Below are 17,972 nucleotides of genomic sequence, written 5' to 3'. Positions count from 1 at the left end.
CGGCAGGGCCGGTGCAGGGTCAGTGCAGGGCGAGTGCCGAGCGGAGCCGCTGTTCGACGTCTCGGAGCCGTGGTGCGTCCCGGGCGATCGCCAGGTAGGACCAGGCCCCGCTGACGTCGGGGTCGTTCATCAGGACGACGCGGTGTCCGGTGGCCGGGTCGTGGGCGAGGCCGGTGCGGGTGAGCCGGTCGACGCCCTCGGCGAGGCCGTGCGGGCTCCGCGGGGTGGGGCGGCCGGTGTCGTAGAGCCAGACGAAGCCGTCGGAGGGGCCGCCCGGCTCCCGGGCGGTGAGGCGTTGGACGAGGGCGTGGGGGGTGGTGGTGCCGGTGCGGCGGACGTTGCTCTCCGTACCGTAGATCCGCCCGTCGGGGGTAAGGCGGGCGTCCAGGGAGAACGGGCCGCGGTACCCGCTGTCCCGCAGGTGCCGGCCCAACCGGCCTGCCATGCCGGCGAGTTCGTTCCGGACGGCGGTGGGGGCCTGGAGGCCGCACTGGTAGCCGTGCGAGGCGTAGCCGCCGGGCGTCATCCGCATCTGCCCGTCGAACAGGACGGCGGTGCCGTCGGCGTGCACCTCGGCCTGCACGCTGACGTCCCGGGCCGGGGCGATGCTCTCCTCGACGATCCAGCTGCCGGGGGGCAGGTCCGGTCGGGCCAGGTGCTGTTCCAGTGCCTCCCGCACCTCGCCCCACGCGCCCCGGCGCAGCCGGGTGATGCCGTACCCGTTGCCGGAACGGGCCGGTTTGACGAACACGTCACCGCGTTCCGACAGGGCGCGGACCGCGGCGTGGAGCTCCTGCCGGTCCGCGCAGACCGTGCCCTCGGGCACCGGGATGCCCAGTCCGGGGGCGGTCTCGCGGAAGCCGATCTTGGTGTTCAGCCGGTAGACCTCGGCCACGGTCCGCTCGTCCACGGGGCCGGGGCCGTAGAGGTGGAGCGGCAGGCCGAGTGCGGAGGCGAACCGTACGGTGGGGTGGTCGAGCGCGTACGGGAGCATCCGCAGTCCGGGGCGCCGGGCGGCGAGGGCCTTCAGCCGGGTGGTCAGGCCGCCGCGTTCGACGGCCTCCGCCAGCGGCACGGACTGCGCGTCGGGGACCGCGAGCGTGACGGTGTCCGACGGCGCCAGGCCCAGCACGTCGCACGCGTACGCCATGAGGGCGGGGGAGATCGGCGTCGGGGTGACCAGGATGTCGCCGCGCCGCAGGAGCCACACCTTGCGCACCGCCTGGCGGACGGCCTCCCGGGCGAGTCCGGGCGGGAGGCCGTCGGCGAGCGTGTCGGTGAAGCGGTTGGCGAAGACCAGCCACGGCGCGTCGCGGACGGTCACCGGGGCACCGCGCTCTGGGCCGGCCGGGGGCGTTCCATGAAGAGACGCTCGACCACGTCGGGGCTGTGCACGCGCAGGGCCTGGTGCAGCGCGTATTCGGCCATGTAGTCCTGGAAGGCGTGCGGGGGCTCCTCGGCCAGGTGGAGCAGGTGCCGGTTGGCGGGGACGGCGTGGTCGTCCAGGCGGGCCAGGGCGCGCTCGGCGGCCGCGTCGAGCCGGTCGGGTTCCACCACCTCGTCGAAGAACGTCCTGGCGGTGTCCTCGCCCGCGCGGATGCGGCGACCCCCGAGCAGGAGCTGCCGGGCCAGCCTGCTGTCGCCCCGGCGGCCCAGGCGCAGGTTCGCCCCGCCCGGGACGATGCCCTCCTGGGCGGCCGGAAGGCTGACGTAGCTGTCGGCGCCGGCCAGCACGTAGTCGAAGAGGAACAGCAGCTGGGCGCCGCCGCCGATGGCGAAGGAGTCGACGACCGCCAGCCAGGGCTTGGTCACCACCTCGCCCGGCCACGCCGCCTCGTTCGCCACCACCAGGCCGCGCATCAGCTTGTGCACGAATCCGAGCTCCCGGCGCAGGAAGAAGGAGAGGTAGGAGATCCGCCCGTGGTAGAGGTCCTTGAGGTTGATGCCGGAGCTGAACACCCGGCGCCCCGCGTACCTCGGATGGACCATCCGCCCACCGCGCAGGACGCCCACCCGCACGCCCTCGTCCAGCAGCACCTGGTCCACGGCGGTCTCCATCGCCGCGACGAAGCCGTTGTTGTCCGCGTTCAGCGACTGCGGCTGGTGCACCGTCAGGTATCCGGCGCCGTCGCGCCGCTCGACCGACACCGCACCGAGGTCGGCCCTGCCCTCGCACCGGAAGCCGGACAGCAGGTCCCGCGCCCTCGGCGTCGGCCGCAGCAACCGCTCCATCAGGCGGCTGCCGCCGGGGCGCGATCGCAGCAGCGCCTGGAAGAACACGCCCAGGGCGACGTCCAGGCCCTCCTTGTCCGCCAGTGCCAGGCGCTGTTCGGCGTCGAGCCGGTCACGGTCGGGCAGCAGACCGGGAAACGCCCCGCCGGCCGCGTCGGCCAGGCCCTCCAGCCCCGGCCGGTGCCCTCGCCCGCCGGCCGGGCCGGCCCCGTCGGCGAGCTCGGAGTGCACCCGCTCGGCGTGCAGCGCCAGGAACCGGGCACGCAGCCCGTCGCACGCCCGGCGGACCTGCCTGGCGTGCGCGCGGTGCTCGGGCGTCCGCCGTTCCGGTGACGGCAGCGAGTCGAGGTGCTCCTCGACGGCAGTGGCGTACCGCTCCACCGCGCGACGGTCTCGGTGGACGTCCTCCGTCAGGGCCGGGATCCGCTCACACCACTGCTCGGCGTCCATGACCATCCCATCGGTACGACTGCGGACAGCCCCTCCAGCAGACAACCAGACGAGCGGGACCCGCGCACCTGCCCGCCGGCAGCGCCGACGACCCCGGCGACCCCGACGACCTCGGCGACTGCGGTTGCGACCCGTTCCGCCCGCGGTATCGAATGGGCGCTCAGAGGCGAGCCGGGGCCCGCGCGCCTCCCCGGGCACCGGGGCCGGCACCTCCTCCCCTCGATCGGCCGGGTCGGAACCACCGTTCTCGCCGCCTCGGCCGCCCGGGCACCGACCGCCGCTCCGGGCCCCCGCACGACGGGCCCTCGTCCCACCCACCCGTGCCGGGCCGTACTCGCAGGAGCTCCCATGACCACCGCGAAGACCGCCGACCCGATCGCCGTACCCGCCGTCGACCGCAGCTGCCCCTTCAGCCCGCCGACCGCGTACCAGCAGGCGCTCCGGCACGCCGCGATCACCCGGGTCCGCCTGTGGGACGGCTCCGAGAGCTGGATGGCCACCCGCCACGAGGACGTCTGCGCCATCCTGGCCGACCCCCGCTTCAGCTCCGACACCCGCCGCCCCGGATTCCCCTTCCTCAACCCCGCCCGGAGGGCCGTCGCCGACGGGAACCGGAGCTTCATCAACCTGGACGGCCCCGAACACACCCGACTGCGCCACCTGGTCCTCCCCGACTTCAAACGGAGGAACGTCGACGCGCTGCGCCCCGAGATCCGCCGCACCGCGGAGGAGCTGGTGGACACCATGACCCGGGAGGGCACCGCGGCGGACCTCATGGCGCGGTTCGCTCTGCCGTTGCCCTCACGCGTCATCTGCCTCCTGCTCGGCATCCCCTACCAGGACCGGGACTACTTCCAGCGGCGCAGCCGCGTCCTGATGCACAACGACGCCGACCCGGCGCAGGCCCGGCAGGCCAGCGACGACCTCGACCGGTACCTCACCGGACTCGTCCGCGACGGCCGGGCGGCCCCCGACGGCATCGTCAGCCGGCTGTCGGCCCAGGACGGCGTCACACCCGGGCAGATCGCCGCCACCGGCCGGCTGCTACTCATCAACGGCCACGAGTCCACCTCGCACATGATCGCGCTGTCGGTCCTCGTCCTGCTCCGCAACCCCGGGCAGCTCGTCCGGCTGCGCGCCGAGCCGGCCCTGGCCGCCACCGCCGTCGACGAGCTGCTGCGCTACCTGACGATCCTCCACCAGGGTCTCGGCCGCGTCGCCACCGAGGACGTGACGGTCGACCGGCACGTCATCCGCGCCGGGGAAGGGGTCATCTGCATGCTGAGCACCGCCAACCGGGACGAAGCGGCGTTCCCCGCCGCCGCGGACGTCGACCTCACCCGGGACGCCCGCCACCACGTCGCCTTCGGCTTCGGCGCCCACCGCTGCCTCGGTCAGCTCCTCGCCGAGGCGGAACTGGCCGCCGCCCTGGAGACCCTGCTGCGGCGCCTGCCCCGCCTCAGACTCGCCGTCCCCGAGAGCGACGTGCCGTTCCGCTACGACACCCAGACCTACGGCGTCCACGCCCTGCCCGTCCGCTGGGACTGACCGGAGCCGGCCGGCGGCCCTCTTCGCGTCCCGTCCCGGCCTCGTCGCCGGCAGGCGCACCCAGGTCGTCCGGCCACACCTGAGGGCCCTGCCGACCGGGACCGCCGGGCCATCCGCCGAACGCCCGCCGACGGGCGGCCGGCGCCTGGTTCTGCGTCCGCGCCGGGGCCGTCCGGGATCGCCGTTCGGCGGGTGTCATGAGCGCAACGAGCTGCTACAGTGCCGAATGTTTCGTGATTTCCGGACCGGCCGCCCGAGACACCGCGCTGTGGAGACGTCACCGCCAGCCCGCCCTGATGCCGGAAGCGCCAGCGGACGCCCGGCGGCCCCGACCTGCCCGACCCGCCCTCGCGGGCCCCGCGAAGACCTCCTCGACCCTGGTCGACACCCACCCGGCCACCGCCCAGGGGGCCGGGTGTCGGCCGTTTTCGGAGCCGATCCGGGTACCACCACACCATTCTGACGTGTCGTCAGAACGGTTACGGGCAAGGGGAGATCGTCGGGAAGCCACGGAACGCCCCCGGAAGAACGGCCCCCCGCGCCGCCCGACCACCCTGACCGGCCGGGCACCCGCCGCCGGTCACACCACCGCTCGCCGGCCCCACCCACCGTCACCCCAGGAACGGAAACCGATCACGAGATGTCAACCGCGCAGGCGATCCCCCTCCGCCGCATCGAGGGGTTCCGCAACTTCTGGCTGTCCCGCGCCGTTTCGGGCCTCGGGTCCGCCATCACCACCGTGGCGCTCCCCGTCCTGGTCTTCCAGGAGAGCGGGTCGCCGCTGCTGGTCTCCCTGGTCGCGGCCGCCGGGACACTGCCCTACCTGGCGTTCGGCCTGATCGCGGGCGCCGTCGCGGACCGCGTGGACCGGCGCGCGCTGATGATCGCCACCGACTGGCTCAACGCCCTCTGCCTCGCCACCGTGCCGCTGGCCTGGGCGCTGGGAGCGCTGACGGCGTGGCACGTCATGCTGGTGGCGTTCCTGTCCGCGAGCCTCGCCCTGTTCTTCGACGCGGGCGTCTACGGCTTCGTCCCCGACATCGTCGGGAAGGACGGCCTGACCCAGGCCAACAGTGCCATCTACGGGGCGGAGACCGTCGTCCGCATCGTCGGCAACGCCGTGGCGGGCGGCCTCATCGCGCTCTTCCGCCCGGCCGGCACGCTCGCCCTCGACGCCCTGAGCTTCGCCGTGTCGGCGCTGTTCATCAGGGCGGTCACCAACGTCGCGCCGCAGGCCGCCGCCCCGCACGCCGAGCGGCCGGGCTTCAAGGAGTCGATAGGGCAGGGGCTGCGGTTCCTGGCGGGCCACCCCACCCTGCGGGTCATGACCGTGGTCGGCACCCTCCAGTCGTTCTCCGGCGGCGCCATCGTCGGCCAGCTGGTCGTCTTCGCCGACCGCTCGCTGGGCATCCACGGCTCCGACGGGCGGATCGGCCTGCTCTTCATGGCCTGGAGCGCCGGGGGCATCGGCGGTTCCCTGCTGCTGCCCCGGCTGCGGCGGCGCTTCGAGGCCTTCCCGCTGCTCCTCGGCGTGCTGCCGGTCGGGGCGCTGCTCGGCCTGGTCGTCGTCCTCACCTCCGACTGGCTGGTCGCGCTGGTGGCGCTGGCCGCGTGGGGAACGGCGTACCTCGTCGTCCTGGTGAACACGATGACGTACTCCCAGGAGGTGACGCCGCCCGAGCTCCAGGGCCGGGTCAACACCACCCGCCGGATGCTGTCCTCGGGCCTGGGCGTCCCGCTCGGCGCGCTGGTGGCCAGCAGCATCACCGTCTCCGTCGGCATCCAGGCCGGAATGGCCACGGCCGTGGTCTCGATCGCGCTCGCGGCCGTGATCGTCTGGGCGGTGCGGCTGCGCCAGGCGCTCCGCCCGGCCGACCGGGACTGAGCGCGGCCCGGACGACGGGCCGCGGCCCGTGCCGCACCCGCCGGATCGAGCGGGTGCGGCACGGGCCCGGCCGCCGGACGGCCGCAGGTTCAACAGGTCGTCGACTCAGCCGGCCACCGGCTCAGCGGGCCGCCGACTTCCCCTCGAAGCGGCGGGTTATCCACCCGAAGAAGGCGTCGGCGACCTTGCCGAGCTCCGGCTCGGGCATCACGGTGAAGCCGCCGTGCGCGGTGCTCCACTCGTTCAGCACCGGCCCGGAGTCCGTCATCAGCCAGTCCACGCAGATCCACTCGGCCCGCAGCTCCCGGGCGAGGCGGACGCACTGGTCCGCGACCAGGTCGTGGTCCCGGTTCACGTCGACGGACCCGCCCTGGCTGACGCTCGCCAGGTAGCCGCCGGGGCGGGGGCGGCGGGTCATCGACGAGACGACCTCGCCGTCGGCCAGGTAGACGCGCATGTCGCCGTGGTGCGGGATCAGCGGCTGCACCAGGTACCCGCCGACGGCCTGGGCGACGAGGTCGACCACGGCGCCGAGCTGCTGCTCCGAGTCGACCCGCAGCACTCCGTAACCGCCGGTCAGTTCACGGGGCTTGACGATGTACGGGCCGTCGCCGAGGCCGCGCCGCACCTCGTCGAGCACCCGCCGGGCGTACCTGCCGGGCGGCACGGCGACGGTGTCCGCCGTCCGGATGCCCAGGCCGGCGGCGTACTGGAGCTGCGCGAGCTTGTCGCGCTCCAGGTAGTCCGGGCCGGTGAACGAGCGGTTGAGCAGGACGGAGTCGCTCGCCTCGATGGTGCGGTAGACCGCCCGCAGTGCCTGGAGGCCCTGCGGGTCGGTGGCCATGTCCTCGACGACGAAGCACTGCCGCTGCTCCAGCAGGTCCTCGTCGCCGTGGCGCAGGACCGGCCGGCCGCCCACGCAGGACGGCACCAGTTCGGTGGCGCTGATCACCCGGAAGTCGAGGCCGCGGGGCCGCGAGAGCGCCGAGTAGCGCCGGGTGATGCCCTGTTCGAACGCCTCGACCGCGGCCGGGTCGAGGTCCTCGGACTGGTAGATCCACGTGATCACGGGGTTCACGCGCGGCCGCCCCTCCGCCCCGCGGCCCCCGTCACGGGGACACCTGGTCGCCGCGTCGCAGCGCGGAGCCCTCGGGCGCCTCGGCGGGGTCCGCGCCCACGCTCACCGGCCGGTTCTGCCCGTCGACGAAGACCACCCGGGGCTTGAGGTCCCGGGCCTCGTCGTCGGTGACCGTCCCGTAGGCGATGATGATCACCAGGTCCCCGGGGCTGATCAGCCGGGCGGCGGCGCCGTTGATGCCGATGACCCCGGAGTCGCGGGGGCCTTCGATGACGTAGGTGGTGAGCCGGGCGCCGTTGTCGATGTCCACGATGTCGACCTGCTCGCCGGGGAGCAGGTCGGCCGCCTCCATCAGATCGGCGCTCACGGTGACCGACCCGACGTAGTGGAGGTCGGCCTGGGTCACGGTCGCCCGGTGGATCTTGGACTTCATCATGGAACGCAGCATGGTGGCGCTCTCCTCGCGCTGTGGTCGGCTGGTGGGGGTCAGGGTGGAACCGGTGCTCGGAGCGGGGGCTCTCAGGACGTCCGGGGCCCGGGCAGCCGGGACCAGAGGAAGTAGTAGTCCTCGTGGCCCTCGCCGCAGTCGAAGGCTCCGACCACCTCCAGGCCGGACTTCTCGACCATCCCGGTGAAGTCCTCCGGGGTGGAGAAGCGGTGGTTCTCCTGGACGACGACCGAGCCCCCGGGCCGCAGCCGGTCGGCCGCCGCGGCGTAGAAGGAACGGTGGATGCCCCAGTCGGTGTCCTTCCAGATCAGCGGCGAGTGCGAGCGCTGGTAGTCCGAGGCGGCCGCGGTCTGGTTGACGTGCGGCGGGTTGCCGACCATCAGGTCCCAGCGGAGGTCGGCGGGCACGTCGTCGAAGCCGTCGGACAGGTGGAAGCGGGCCCGGCCGCGCAGACCGTTCTCGACGATCGTCCGCTCGACCGCCTCCCCGGCGGCGGGGTTCACGTCGCCCAGGTCGACCGAGTCGCACAGTCCGGCCGCCAGCAGGGAGAAGCCGATGAACCCGGGGCCGGCGCACCACTCGAAGACCGAGCCGACCCGGCCGAACCGGGACCGGACGAACGGCGCGTACGCCCGGCCGAAGGTGTTGCCGCCGCCGTCGAGTTCGGCCGTGTAGGCCACGGACACCGGGCCGTAGTCGGCCCGCGCGTAGGTCGTCATGTCGTCCTCCTGGGAGAGTCGCGGGGGTCAGCGGAGCGCGAACGCCACGTTCGACAGGGCGCCGTGGCCGTGGATGCTGACCACGCCGTCCCGCTCGGGCGGGAGGTAGCGCACCATGCAGCCGGCGGGCCGGCCGTCGAACAGGAAGGGGCTGAAGACCGGGGCCACCTCGGCCTCGTGGCTGCCGGAGCCGCCCGGGCCGTCGAACTCCATCCGGTACGGCGCGGGCTCCACCCACTCCTGGGCGATGTGGTCCTGCGCGGCGACCGCCGCGGCCACCGCCGCCCGCCAGGCCTGCGGCGCGCAGGAGCGGCCCACCAGCACCTGCCGGCCGCTCATCCCGATCGCGGGCTTCAGCACGAAGTCCTCCTGGTGCTCCAGGAGGAGGTCCGGGAGCGGGACGGTCCGGCCGTGCCGCTCGACGGGCCGGTCCCCGACCACGCGCGTCCACGGCAGGTAGCGCTCGACGGTCCGCCGGTCCCGGTCGGTCATCCACGGCCGCCCCTCGGACACCCAGCCGAGCACCTTCTTGTTGGCGACCAGGTACGCGGTCTGGCTGGCGATCAACCGCACGCCGGCGTCCAGGGCCGTCCGCACCGGGCCGAGGTCGATGCCGTGGCCGAGCCATTCGAGGATCGTGAAGTGGCGCAGCCCGAGCCGGTAGCGAGGCTCCCCCGGCAGGCCGAGCCCGTCGAGGAGGTCCTCCGGCTCGAAGGTCTCGACGGCCAGGCCGCGGCGGCGCAGCGACTCCTCCTGGATCCGGAAGTAGCGGCTGGGGGCGCCGCCGAAGTCGCGGAGCGTGCCGACGATCGCGACCGCGGGCTTGACGCCGAGGTCCCGGACGGCGCGCACGAAGAGCTCGTCGCGCACCGCGAGCGGATCGACCGCGTCGAACGGCGTCCGCCCGGGCCCGCCGAAGGCCGCCACCCACGCGGCGGTGTGCAGGGCCGTGTCCACCACCCCACCGATGCCGGAGCCGATGTTGAACTCCAGGAACCGGGGGCCGTCGGCACCCACCATGACGTCGGGACGGGCGATGCAGGTGGCGTAGTCCTCCTCGACCGGGCCGTCCATGACCAGGGGGTACATCGCCTCGTCGGCGCCGAGCGCGGCGATCCGGCCGGCCGCCGTCGGGGCGCTCTCCAGCAGCGTCCGGCGCAGCAGCGCCAACAGGTCGGCGGTGGCGGTGAACAGCTCGTCGTAGGAGGTGCGCGGCAGCATGACGGGCCGCAGGGACGACGCGACCGGCACCACCCGGGCGTACTCGCCGTCCTCCACCCGGGCCAGTTCCCGCCGGACGGCGGGCAGTTCGAGCCGGCCGTCGAGCGGCGGCGGTGCGGTGCCGTACCACGGGGCGGTCACGGGCGGGCCGCCCTTCCGGCGGGCCCGCGCACCGCTCCGGCGAGGAACTCGTCGAGGTCCACCTCGCGCACGGCCGCCACCCCGGGGGACTTGGCGGAGTAGTCGAGCCGGGGGGCGCGCCGCGCGTCGCGGAAGTAGACCGCTTCCAGGGTCCCGTCCGTCCGCTCGGCCAGGACGGGATTGGCGACCAGGTAGTCCCGCACCTCCGGGGTGTCACCGCGGACCTGCAGCCACAGCCGCTTGGAGCCGAAGTGGTTGGGCGGCGGCAGCACCCGGGTGCCGAACCGCCGCTTCCACTGGTAGGTGCCCTTGCTGACGAAGGGTTCGGTGCCCTGGAAGTCGAGCCGGCGCACGCCGTGGCGGGCGCACCAGTCGATGAGGAAGTGGTAGATCGCCTTGAAGGCGCCGCTGTCGTAGTGCTCGCGCGCGCCGTCGACCACGCCGAGCAGGCGCAGGGTCATCGTGCGCGACGCCCGGTCCCAGTGGCAGAGCGCTCCGCCGATCGGTTCGCCGTCCTGCCGCAGGACGAACATCCGGCCGCCGCGGAAGAGGCACTCGTAGGAGACCTCCTTGGTCTCGGTGCGCTCGCGGTCCCCGTGCCGCTGGAACATGGTGGGGCGGTAGAGCCGGTCGTAGAAGTGGTCGAACCAGGCCGGGTCCCGGCTGAGCCCCCAGGTCCAGTCGTGGTCCTTCAGGTCGTGCTTGAACTGCTGGCGCTCCCGCTTGGAGATGCGCTGCCGCACCGTGTCCGGGTCCGCGTCGAAGTCGATCACGAAGTGCACCCGCATCGGCACGATGAGGGAGGCCCGGCGCGGCAGGGCCCGGGCCCGGGCGGCGCTCGTGCCGACGATGACGATGTCGGCGTCTGGCAGCCGCGCGGGGTCCCGCAGGGCTGCCCCGGTCAGCCGGCCGCTCCGGCGGCGCACGCCCTGGGCGTCGGCGTCGCGCCGGAGCTCGGTGAACTCCAGGGTGTACGCGAGGCCTTCGGCGAGGCCCGCGTAGCTCACCGACAGCCCCCCGGCCTCCGAGTGGACGGCCGGGAAGGTGGCGCCGTCCCGGGTGTCCCAGGCGGTCCGTGCGGTGGTCAGGACCGGGTTGCCGCTGTTGCGCCAGTGGTAACCGGTGTGCATGCGCAGCCGCTGCTGCGGCGTGGCGCGCGGGGGCGGGACGGCAGGGGCCACGGGGCTGTCACCTCGGCGGGTTCGTCGGTGGCTGGCGGGAGGGTCGGCGGGGAGGGAGCCCGGCACGGGCGGTCAGGCGGACGGCGTGGCGTCCAGCACCACACGCCGCAGGTCCTCGGCGGTGGCCACCGGGTGCAGGTCCCGGACGGTGAGGTGGCCGTAGTCCGTCGCCGAGTAGCTGCCGGAGCCGTGCACCAGGATGTCGGTCTCCGGCACCAACCCCCGGTCGACGGCGTTGAGCAGGCCCGTCATCGCCATCACGAGGGACCACTCGCGCAGCGCGGTGGGGTTCGCGGGCAGCCGCACGCCGGCCTCCCCGAGCAGCGCGCGCACCTGCCCGTAGCGGCCGAGGCACTCGGCGAGCGAGACGACGATGCCGCCGCCGCCCTGGGTGCGGATGAGCTCGTTCATCCGGGGCGAGGTGGGCGGGTTGCGGGTGTAGAAGGTCGGGTCGAGGGTCTCCCGCGGGTCGAAGGTCCGCGCGGGGTACCGCGGGTCGGCGCTCTGGGTGAACAGCCCCGTCTCCGCGTCGTAGCCGTACTCCGGGAGGTTCCCGGTGTCGGTGGAGCCCTCGTTGTACAGGCTGAGCACCATGTCGGGGGCACCCAGGTGCTGCACCAGGAAGTAGTGCGGCGGCAGGGTCCGGGAGCGGACGTCGGCGGGGAGCCGGCTGCGGCCGTAGGCGTGGCCGAGCAGCCCGTAGGCGCTGGAGACCGAGTGCAGGTGCAACCGGGCCTCGCCGGGCGCCGACGGGAACAGCTCGGCCTCGGCCAGCGCCCTGACCACGTCCGCGGCCAGGTAGTTCTCCAGTTGGAGGGTGTACCAGAGGTTGGTCTCGCACTCCTTCTCGACCGCGTTCCGGTGTTCGCCGACGAACCCGAGGGCGATGGCCTTCACCGTGCCGGGCTCCGCGCCCCCGTACACCGCGATCGGGTTGCGCGCCCGCAGCGCGGGATCGGTGAACAGCTCGGAGCTGCGCAGCTTGCCCACCGCCCCCTCGGGGACCACCGTGACGACGTTGAGCCGGTCCGCGTCCACCAGGCCGGTCCGGATGGCCCGGAGCACCGCGTCGCGCATGGCGATGGCCTTGTTGGCGGAGGACGGCGTGACGATGGTGACGCGCTGTCCGGTGTCCTGGATGAAGCGCACGGCCCTGGCCACGATGACCAGGGACGCGAAGGTCTTGGTCGTCATGGTGGCCGGATTGCGCGTCAGGTCCAGCAGCGCGAGGCTCCGCCCCCGGTACGACGGCATGGCGGCGTGGGCGAGGCCGGAGACCGAGAGGTACTCCTGCATGGCCGCGGTGAGTTCGGGCAGTTCGACACCCGGCGTGAAACCTTCGGAGCCGGCCTTTTCCGGGTCGCCCAGGAGGTCCCGCAGGGCTGCGCGGATCTCTTCGTAGTACCGGACGAGAGCGTTGTCGACAATCAATGTTCCAACCTCTTCCTACCGGAGTGGGAATCCTTCCCGGCCCGCGCGGTCACGCTCACGCGAGCCGGTGACGGCCGCCAGGGAAACCGAGAAAGCGGGCCGAGGCCCTGGTCATTACGACATCCGAACCCAATACGCACAAAACCGCCACACCATTCCGGCGCGAGCCCCCTGCACCGCGCGGAGCTCGCGAAATTCCCGAAACGAATGCGGACCACGCCCCACCACCGCACGCCGGGGGCCCCACAGGCCACCCCGCCCCGCTCCCCAGCGGGCCCGGCGCCACTCCCGGACCTCCGCACCCGGTAAACCTCTAAAGCCCGGAGGATTCCGTGAAAATCTGTCGGACGAGTGTGACAGCAGCTGCTCAGCGGGATTATTGATCGTTTGACCGTTCTCCGTCAACGGACTCCGGTGTGACGCGGATTACACCGTGTCCATTTCGTTGTGACATTGCCCCACGTTCACCACTGTTGCCGGACAAACATCCATCTGGGGCGCAACCCCCTCACACCCTGACCGCCCTCCGGCGCGGCATTTCCCGCGGACCACCCGGGCGGAATTCCCCGACGGACACGAACTGCCACCCGCCGCGAGCCGTCCCCGACCACCGCCCTCCCCACGGAAGGGCCCCGCCCCACCGACGCGGAAGGCCGCCGGCCCGGGATCCCACCCGGCCAACGGCCTTCCGACACTCTGCCGGGACGACTAGGCCCCCATGCCGACCTGGCGCTGCGGCGGGAGCTGGGTGTCCCGGCTCATGGCGCGGACGCTCTGGTCCAGTTCCTGCGCGAAGTCCGTCCAGGTCTCCGCGTACTGGCGCGCGAGGTCGACGACGAGGTTGCGGCAGTGCGCCGGCACGGCGGCGGCCAGCTTGGCCCACATCTGGTTGCCGAGCGCGTTCTGCTGGAGCAGGCGCAGCAGGTGCCGCCCCTCCTCCTTGTGCCGCAGGGAGGGGTCCCGGAGCAGCTTCTCCATCAGTTCGAGCGGGTCCGGCTGCACCAGGCGCACCTTTCGGACGCTCCGCTGAGCGGGCACCCGGTCGGCGGCGACCGACAGGCCGCCGGCGTCCGGAACGGAGACGGGCCTGCGTTCGGTGACCGCGAGCTCGCCGGCGGTCAGCCGCTTGCGGACATCGCTCACCGTGGCTGGCGAGATACCGGCGCGCCGCGCGATCTCGCGCAGTGAGGCTTCCGGGTTCTCCGCGATCAGCTCGGCGGCCCGGCGCCGGCCCTCCGCGCTGCTCAGCGGCCGGACCTTGCCGTCCCGCCCGATCCTGGCGGTCGGCTGAGCCCCCTTCAGGTCCATGTTCCGCCTGATGGCGGCCACCGACTTCGTCCCGAGGCCGGAGGCCTTGGCGATGGCCCGGTCCGACATCTCCGGGTGGGCCTCCACGATCCGTGCGGCCGCGGCTCGCCGGTCCTGCTGGGAGAGCGGGAGGCCGTGCGTCGTGTTCGCCTCGACGGCACGGAGGAACGCTTCCTCCCGGGTGCCGTCGAAGAGTTCCGCCTCGATGGTGTCCTGGCCCCGCAGGCATGCGGCGAGCAGGCGGTGCATGCCGTCGATCACCCGCATGGTGCGGCGGTCCACGAGGATGGGGGGCAGCGGCTCGTCGAGCTCCGCCAGCCGGGCCACGTGTTCCGTGTCCTGGCCGTCGAGACGGGGCGACTCCCCCGGCATGAGAGACGCCAACGGCAGTCGCACGACGTCCCGTTGACGAAGCACCACCGTCTTCGCAATCCGGTCGCCGGTCTTCTCGAGCTCGAATCCTGCGAAACCCTCGCCGTCCACGCCGACATGGCCCATCGTCGTACTCCCCCGTCCCGTTGAACAGATCAGCCCGGCTGCCGCTGGAACTCACCCGGCCGGGGCCGAAAGGGCGGGCCCGAAGCCCCGGAAGGAATACCCGTGCGCCGCCCCCGGGGGGGCCGCCCCCTGAACAGCCCAGCACTCGGCCACCGCTAGCGGCAGCCGATAGCGGTTCGGATAAACCCACCCTCCCCTTACCCCGTGAGTCACACCAGCAACTTCCGAACATCCGGCCCCATACTCACCCGTCGCACCTGCGACTGTCGAGTGATCGTCAGTTATCCGCCGGTTACTGCACGAGAGGCCGGCACAACCCCGCCGGAACCGGATATGCCGATGCCGCCGACCGTCGGGTGACGGTCGGCGGCATCGGCATATCGCCCGGAACCGGTCCGGACTACTTCTGCGCCGCCATGGCCTCGATCAGGCTCTTGGGCCGCATGTCGGTCCACGACTTCTCGATGTGGTCGAGGCACTCCTGACGCCCCGACTTCCCGAACACCGAGGTCCAGCCCTCGGGAACGTCGACGAAGACGGGCCACAGCGAGTGCTGGCCCTCGTCGTTGACCAGGACCAGGTACTCGGCATCGGGATCGTCGAACGGATTCGTCACCACGCCGTCCTTTCTTGGATACATGAGGTGGGTCGCATCGATGGCGCGCGTTCACCCGGGTGGTTCACCCGGACTCGCTCCACCGTCGGTGGCCGTCCGGCGCGGCGCCGGGCCCCGTGCGAGCCCACTATGTCCCCAAGCCTCGCCGACGCGTCAACCGGTGCCGTCCGCCCTCGCCGCCCGGCTGTTCAACTGCCACCCCGCTGCGGTTGAACGGCTCGTTCCGGATGCGAATCTCGCTGGTTCGGACCGATCTTGATTGCGCGTCGGCCCGGTGACATCGTGGAACGCTGCCACCGATGGCGACGGGCGGACGCCCGTCCAGGCCGGGCCGGGCCGCCCCAGGATCCATCAGTGCCGGGGCCCTGCCGTCCCCGGTCGCGGACGCGGTCCGCCCAGAGCCATCCACCCGCTCGACCCCCAGGAGGCCGTCATGCCCGCACCCGTCGCCGGCGAGGGAGCAGCGCCATGCCGTTCGTGAGCGTCAACGGGGTCCGGCTCTCCTACCAGCGGTCCGGCAAGGGGGAACCGGTACTGCTCATCATGGGTTCGGGGGCCGGCGGCCGGGTCTGGACCATGCACCAGACCCCGGCGCTGAACAGGGCCGGCTACGAGACGATCGTCTTCGACAACCGGGGCATCGCGCCCTCCGACGCCCCGCCCGGCGATTACTCACTGGCCGACCTGACCGCCGACACCCTCGGCCTGATCGAGCGTCTGGACCTGGGGCCGTGCCGGCTCGTCGGCACGTCGATGGGCGCCATGATCGCCCAGGAGGTCGCGCTCGCCCGCCCGGACCTGGTGCGCTGCGCCGTCCTCCTGGCCACCCGGGCCCGTTCGGACGCCACCCGCCGGATGATGGTGGCCGCGGAGCGCGCGCTGACCGCCTCGGGCATCACCCTGCCGCCCAAGTACGAGGCGGTGCGCACCGTCCTGGAGATGCTCTCCCCCACGACGCTCAACGACGACGCCACCGCTACCGGCTGGCTGGACATCTTCGAGCTGACCGCGGGTCAGAGCGCGCCCGGCCAACAGGGGGCGGATGTCGCCGGCGACCGCCGCGACGCCCTGCGCGCCATCGGCGTGCCCTGTCGCGCGATCGCCTTCTCCGACGACCTCATCTGCCCGCCCCACCTGGTCGCCGAGGTCGCGAACACCATTCCCGGCTGCGACTACGTGGAGATTCCCAAGTGCGGCCACCTCGGAAACCTGGAGGACCCGGACGCCGTCAACACGGCGATCATCGAGTTCCTCGACAAGCACTGACGGTCCCCGACGAACACGGAGCTGATTCCAGCATGGCAAGGAACCGGGATGCGGGGCCAGGTCGGGCCACGGCAGGGAGCGGCGACCAGCCGACAGCCGGCCGGATCAGGAGGGGGACGGTCCGGCGGGTCGTCCCGTACGCGCTGGCGCACCGGTGGACGGTGGTGCTGCTGTTGGCCGGCACCGTGGTCGACGCGGTGGCCACCGCCGCCAGCCCACTGCTGCTGAAGAAGATCGTCGACGACGGCATCCTGCCCGGACGCACCGACGTCGTGATCTGGCTGTGCCTGGTCGTCGCCGGCCTCGCGCTGGTCGAGGCGGGTTCGGTCTACCTGGTGGCGTGGTGCTCCGGGCGGATCGGCGAGGGCGTCGTGTACGACCTGCGCACCACCGTGTTCGCCCACGTCCAGGCGCAGTCGCTGTCCTTCTTCACCCGCACCCAGACCGGTGCGCTGATCAGCCGGCTGAACACCGACGTGGTCGGGGCGCGGCAGGCGGTGACCAGCCTGCTGTCCGACTCGCTGTCCACCGTGTTGTCGCTGGTCCTGGTCCTGGGCTCGATGTTCTACCTGTCCTGGCAGATCACCCTCACGGCGCTGGTGGTCGTCCCGCTCTTCTTCCTGCCGGCCCGGCTGATCGCCAGGCGGCTGCAGCGGCTCTCCCGACGGCGGATGGAGCTGGACGCGGAGCTCAGCGCGCTGATGAGCGAGCGGTTCAACGTCGCGGGCGCGACGCTCGCCAAGCTGTACGGCCGTGCGGAGCAGGAGTCGGGCCTGTTCGCCGGCAAGGCCGCCGGGGTGCGGGACGTCGCCATCGCGCTGATCCTGCAGAGCCGGGTCCTCGGCGTCCTCACCATCGTGCTCACCGCGCTCACCAGCGCGCTGGTCTACGGGGTGGGCGGTGTGCTCACCATCGACGGCTCCCTGGAGCTCGGCACGCTCGTGGCCATGGTCGCGCTGCTGCTGCGGCTCTACGGGCCGGTCAACCAGCTGTCCGGCCTGCAGGCGAGCGCCATGATGGCACTGGTGAGCTTCGACCGGGTGTTCGAGATCCTGGACCTCAAGCCGCACATCAGCCAGGCCTCCGGCGCCCGGGACCTCGTGCGCTCCGACGCCGCGCCCGGGATCACCTTCGAGAAGGTCTCCTTCCGCTACCCGGCCTCCGACGAGGACTCCCTGGCCTCGCTCGGACACCCGGCCGCACCGGGCACCGGGTCGGCCGAGGAGTCCTGGACCCTGCAGGACCTGAGCTTCGACGCCCCGGCCGGAAAGCTCACCGCCCTGGTCGGGCCCTCCGGCGCGGGCAAGACCACCATCACCCAGCTGGTGCCCCGGCTGTACGACGCCACCGAGGGCACCGTCCGGGTGGCCGGCGACGACGTCCGGGAGCTGACGCTGCAGTCGCTGCGCGACACCGTCGGCGTGGTCACCCAGGACGCCCACCTCTTCCACGACACCCTGCGGGCCAACCTGGAGTACGCCCGGCCGGGGGCGAGCGAGCAGGAACTGGTCGACGCCTGCCGGGCGGCGCTGATCTGGGACACCGTCGAGGCGCTCCCGGACGGCCTGGACACCGTGGTCGGCGACCGCGGCCACCGGCTCTCCGGCGGCGAGAAGCAGCGGATCGCCATCGCCCGGCTGCTGCTCAAGGCCCCGCCGGTGGTGATCCTGGACGAGGCGACCGCGCACCTGGACTCGGACTCCGAGGCGGCGATCCAGCGCGCCCTCAAGGCGGCGCTCGCCGGACGGACCTCGCTGGTGATCGCACACCGGCTCTCCACCGTCCGCGAGGCCGACCAGATCCTGGTCGTGGCCGCCGGGCGGGTCGCCGAGCGCGGCACCCACGAGGAGCTGCTGGCCGCCGGCGGCCTGTACGCCGACCTCTACCGCACCCAGTTCGCGCAGCACGAGCCGCTGGAGGAGGCGATGGCCGTCGCCGAACCGCACTGAC

At 72.9% G+C, this 17,972-nt stretch carries 14 protein-coding genes; 4 read left to right on the top strand and 10 right to left on the bottom strand.

Going from position 1 to position 17,972, the window contains the following annotated elements:
* Positions 1-19: 19 nt before the first annotated feature.
* Together ACZ5GH_RS27560 and ACZ5GH_RS27555 are read right to left on the bottom strand one after the other, a co-directional pair.
* Positions 20-1,324 (bottom strand): preATP grasp domain-containing protein, encoded by a 1,305-nt coding sequence (locus tag ACZ5GH_RS27560; protein ID WP_464335556.1) that lies wholly within the window; start codon positions 1,322-1,324, stop codon positions 20-22.
* Positions 1,321-2,682, bottom strand: coding sequence for an enoyl-CoA hydratase/isomerase family protein (locus ACZ5GH_RS27555; protein WP_464335555.1), 1,362 nt, complete (start codon positions 2,680-2,682; stop codon positions 1,321-1,323). The genes ACZ5GH_RS27560 and ACZ5GH_RS27555 overlap by 4 nt, the downstream gene beginning before the upstream one ends.
* Before the next feature lie 348 nt (positions 2,683-3,030).
* Here ACZ5GH_RS27555 and ACZ5GH_RS27550 point away from each other — a divergent pair, with 348 nt between their 5' ends.
* On the top strand, positions 3,031-4,230 hold the full coding sequence (locus ACZ5GH_RS27550; RefSeq protein ID WP_464335554.1) for a cytochrome P450: 1,200 nt from the start codon (positions 3,031-3,033) through the stop codon (positions 4,228-4,230).
* A 640-nt stretch (positions 4,231-4,870) separates the two neighbouring features.
* A complete protein-coding gene (locus ACZ5GH_RS27545; protein WP_464335553.1) occupies positions 4,871-6,115 on the top strand; it encodes an MFS transporter in 1,245 nt (414 codons plus the stop codon).
* A 121-nt stretch (positions 6,116-6,236) separates the two neighbouring features.
* Here ACZ5GH_RS27545 and ACZ5GH_RS27540 read toward each other — a convergent pair whose 3' ends face one another.
* From ACZ5GH_RS27540 to ACZ5GH_RS27505, 8 genes are all read right to left on the bottom strand, one after another.
* Positions 6,237-7,193, bottom strand: a complete 957-nt coding sequence (locus tag ACZ5GH_RS27540) for an ATP-grasp domain-containing protein (protein WP_464335552.1) — start codon at positions 7,191-7,193, stop codon at positions 6,237-6,239.
* A gap of 31 nt (positions 7,194-7,224) precedes the next feature.
* Positions 7,225-7,641, bottom strand: a complete 417-nt coding sequence (gene panD, locus ACZ5GH_RS27535; RefSeq protein WP_387758570.1) for an aspartate 1-decarboxylase — start codon at positions 7,639-7,641, stop codon at positions 7,225-7,227.
* Between the two features lie 71 nt (positions 7,642-7,712).
* Positions 7,713-8,360, bottom strand: coding sequence for a methyltransferase (locus tag ACZ5GH_RS27530; protein WP_464335551.1), 648 nt, complete (start codon positions 8,358-8,360; stop codon positions 7,713-7,715).
* A 27-nt stretch (positions 8,361-8,387) separates the two neighbouring features.
* Complete coding sequence (locus tag ACZ5GH_RS27525; RefSeq protein ID WP_464335550.1) at positions 8,388-9,722, bottom strand: hypothetical protein; 1,335 nt, start codon at positions 9,720-9,722, stop codon at positions 8,388-8,390.
* Positions 9,719-10,903 carry a GNAT family N-acetyltransferase gene (locus ACZ5GH_RS27520; protein ID WP_387758566.1) on the bottom strand — a complete coding sequence of 395 codons (1,185 nt, stop codon included), beginning with the start codon at positions 10,901-10,903 and terminating at the stop codon, positions 9,719-9,721. The genes ACZ5GH_RS27525 and ACZ5GH_RS27520 overlap by 4 nt, the downstream gene beginning before the upstream one ends.
* Before the next feature lie 72 nt (positions 10,904-10,975).
* Positions 10,976-12,334 carry a DUF6002 family protein gene (locus ACZ5GH_RS27515; RefSeq protein ID WP_464335549.1) on the bottom strand — a complete coding sequence of 453 codons (1,359 nt, stop codon included), beginning with the start codon at positions 12,332-12,334 and terminating at the stop codon, positions 10,976-10,978.
* Between the two features lie 708 nt (positions 12,335-13,042).
* Positions 13,043-14,140 carry a winged helix-turn-helix transcriptional regulator gene (locus ACZ5GH_RS27510; RefSeq protein WP_464335548.1) on the bottom strand — a complete coding sequence of 366 codons (1,098 nt, stop codon included), beginning with the start codon at positions 14,138-14,140 and terminating at the stop codon, positions 13,043-13,045.
* A gap of 400 nt (positions 14,141-14,540) precedes the next feature.
* Entirely contained in the window at positions 14,541-14,756 is a 216-nt protein-coding gene (locus ACZ5GH_RS27505; protein WP_464335547.1) for an MbtH family protein, read from the bottom strand.
* A 468-nt stretch (positions 14,757-15,224) separates the two neighbouring features.
* On the opposite strand from ACZ5GH_RS27505, the gene ACZ5GH_RS27500 reads away from it, so the two are divergent.
* On the top strand, positions 15,225-16,022 hold the full coding sequence (locus ACZ5GH_RS27500; protein ID WP_464335546.1) for an alpha/beta fold hydrolase: 798 nt from the start codon (positions 15,225-15,227) through the stop codon (positions 16,020-16,022).
* 32 nt (positions 16,023-16,054) lie between these two features.
* Positions 16,055-17,971, top strand: a complete 1,917-nt coding sequence (locus ACZ5GH_RS27495) for an ABC transporter ATP-binding protein (protein ID WP_387758558.1) — start codon at positions 16,055-16,057, stop codon at positions 17,969-17,971.
* Position 17,972 lies beyond the last annotated feature (1 nt).

The sequence above is a fragment of the Kitasatospora sp. Xyl93 genome (assembly GCF_055383135.1).
The sequence above is the reverse complement of the archived record's forward strand: the minus strand, read 5'-3'. Positions and strand labels throughout refer to the sequence as shown.

Coding starts and splice junctions, on each gene's coding strand:
- ACZ5GH_RS27555 (WP_464335555.1), bottom strand. CDS start 2,682: ATGGACGCCGAGCAGTGGTGTGAGCGGATCCCGGCCCTGACGGAGGAC.
- ACZ5GH_RS27550 (WP_464335554.1), top strand. CDS start 3,031: ATGACCACCGCGAAGACCGCCGACCCGATCGCCGTACCCGCCGTCGAC.
- ACZ5GH_RS27545 (WP_464335553.1), top strand. CDS start 4,871: ATGTCAACCGCGCAGGCGATCCCCCTCCGCCGCATCGAGGGGTTCCGC.
- panD (WP_387758570.1), bottom strand. CDS start 7,641: ATGCTGCGTTCCATGATGAAGTCCAAGATCCACCGGGCGACCGTGACC.
- ACZ5GH_RS27530 (WP_464335551.1), bottom strand. CDS start 8,360: ATGACGACCTACGCGCGGGCCGACTACGGCCCGGTGTCCGTGGCCTAC.
- ACZ5GH_RS27510 (WP_464335548.1), bottom strand. CDS start 14,140: ATGGGCCATGTCGGCGTGGACGGCGAGGGTTTCGCAGGATTCGAGCTC.
- ACZ5GH_RS27500 (WP_464335546.1), top strand. CDS start 15,225: ATGCCGTTCGTGAGCGTCAACGGGGTCCGGCTCTCCTACCAGCGGTCC.
- ACZ5GH_RS27495 (WP_387758558.1), top strand. CDS start 16,055: ATGGCAAGGAACCGGGATGCGGGGCCAGGTCGGGCCACGGCAGGGAGC.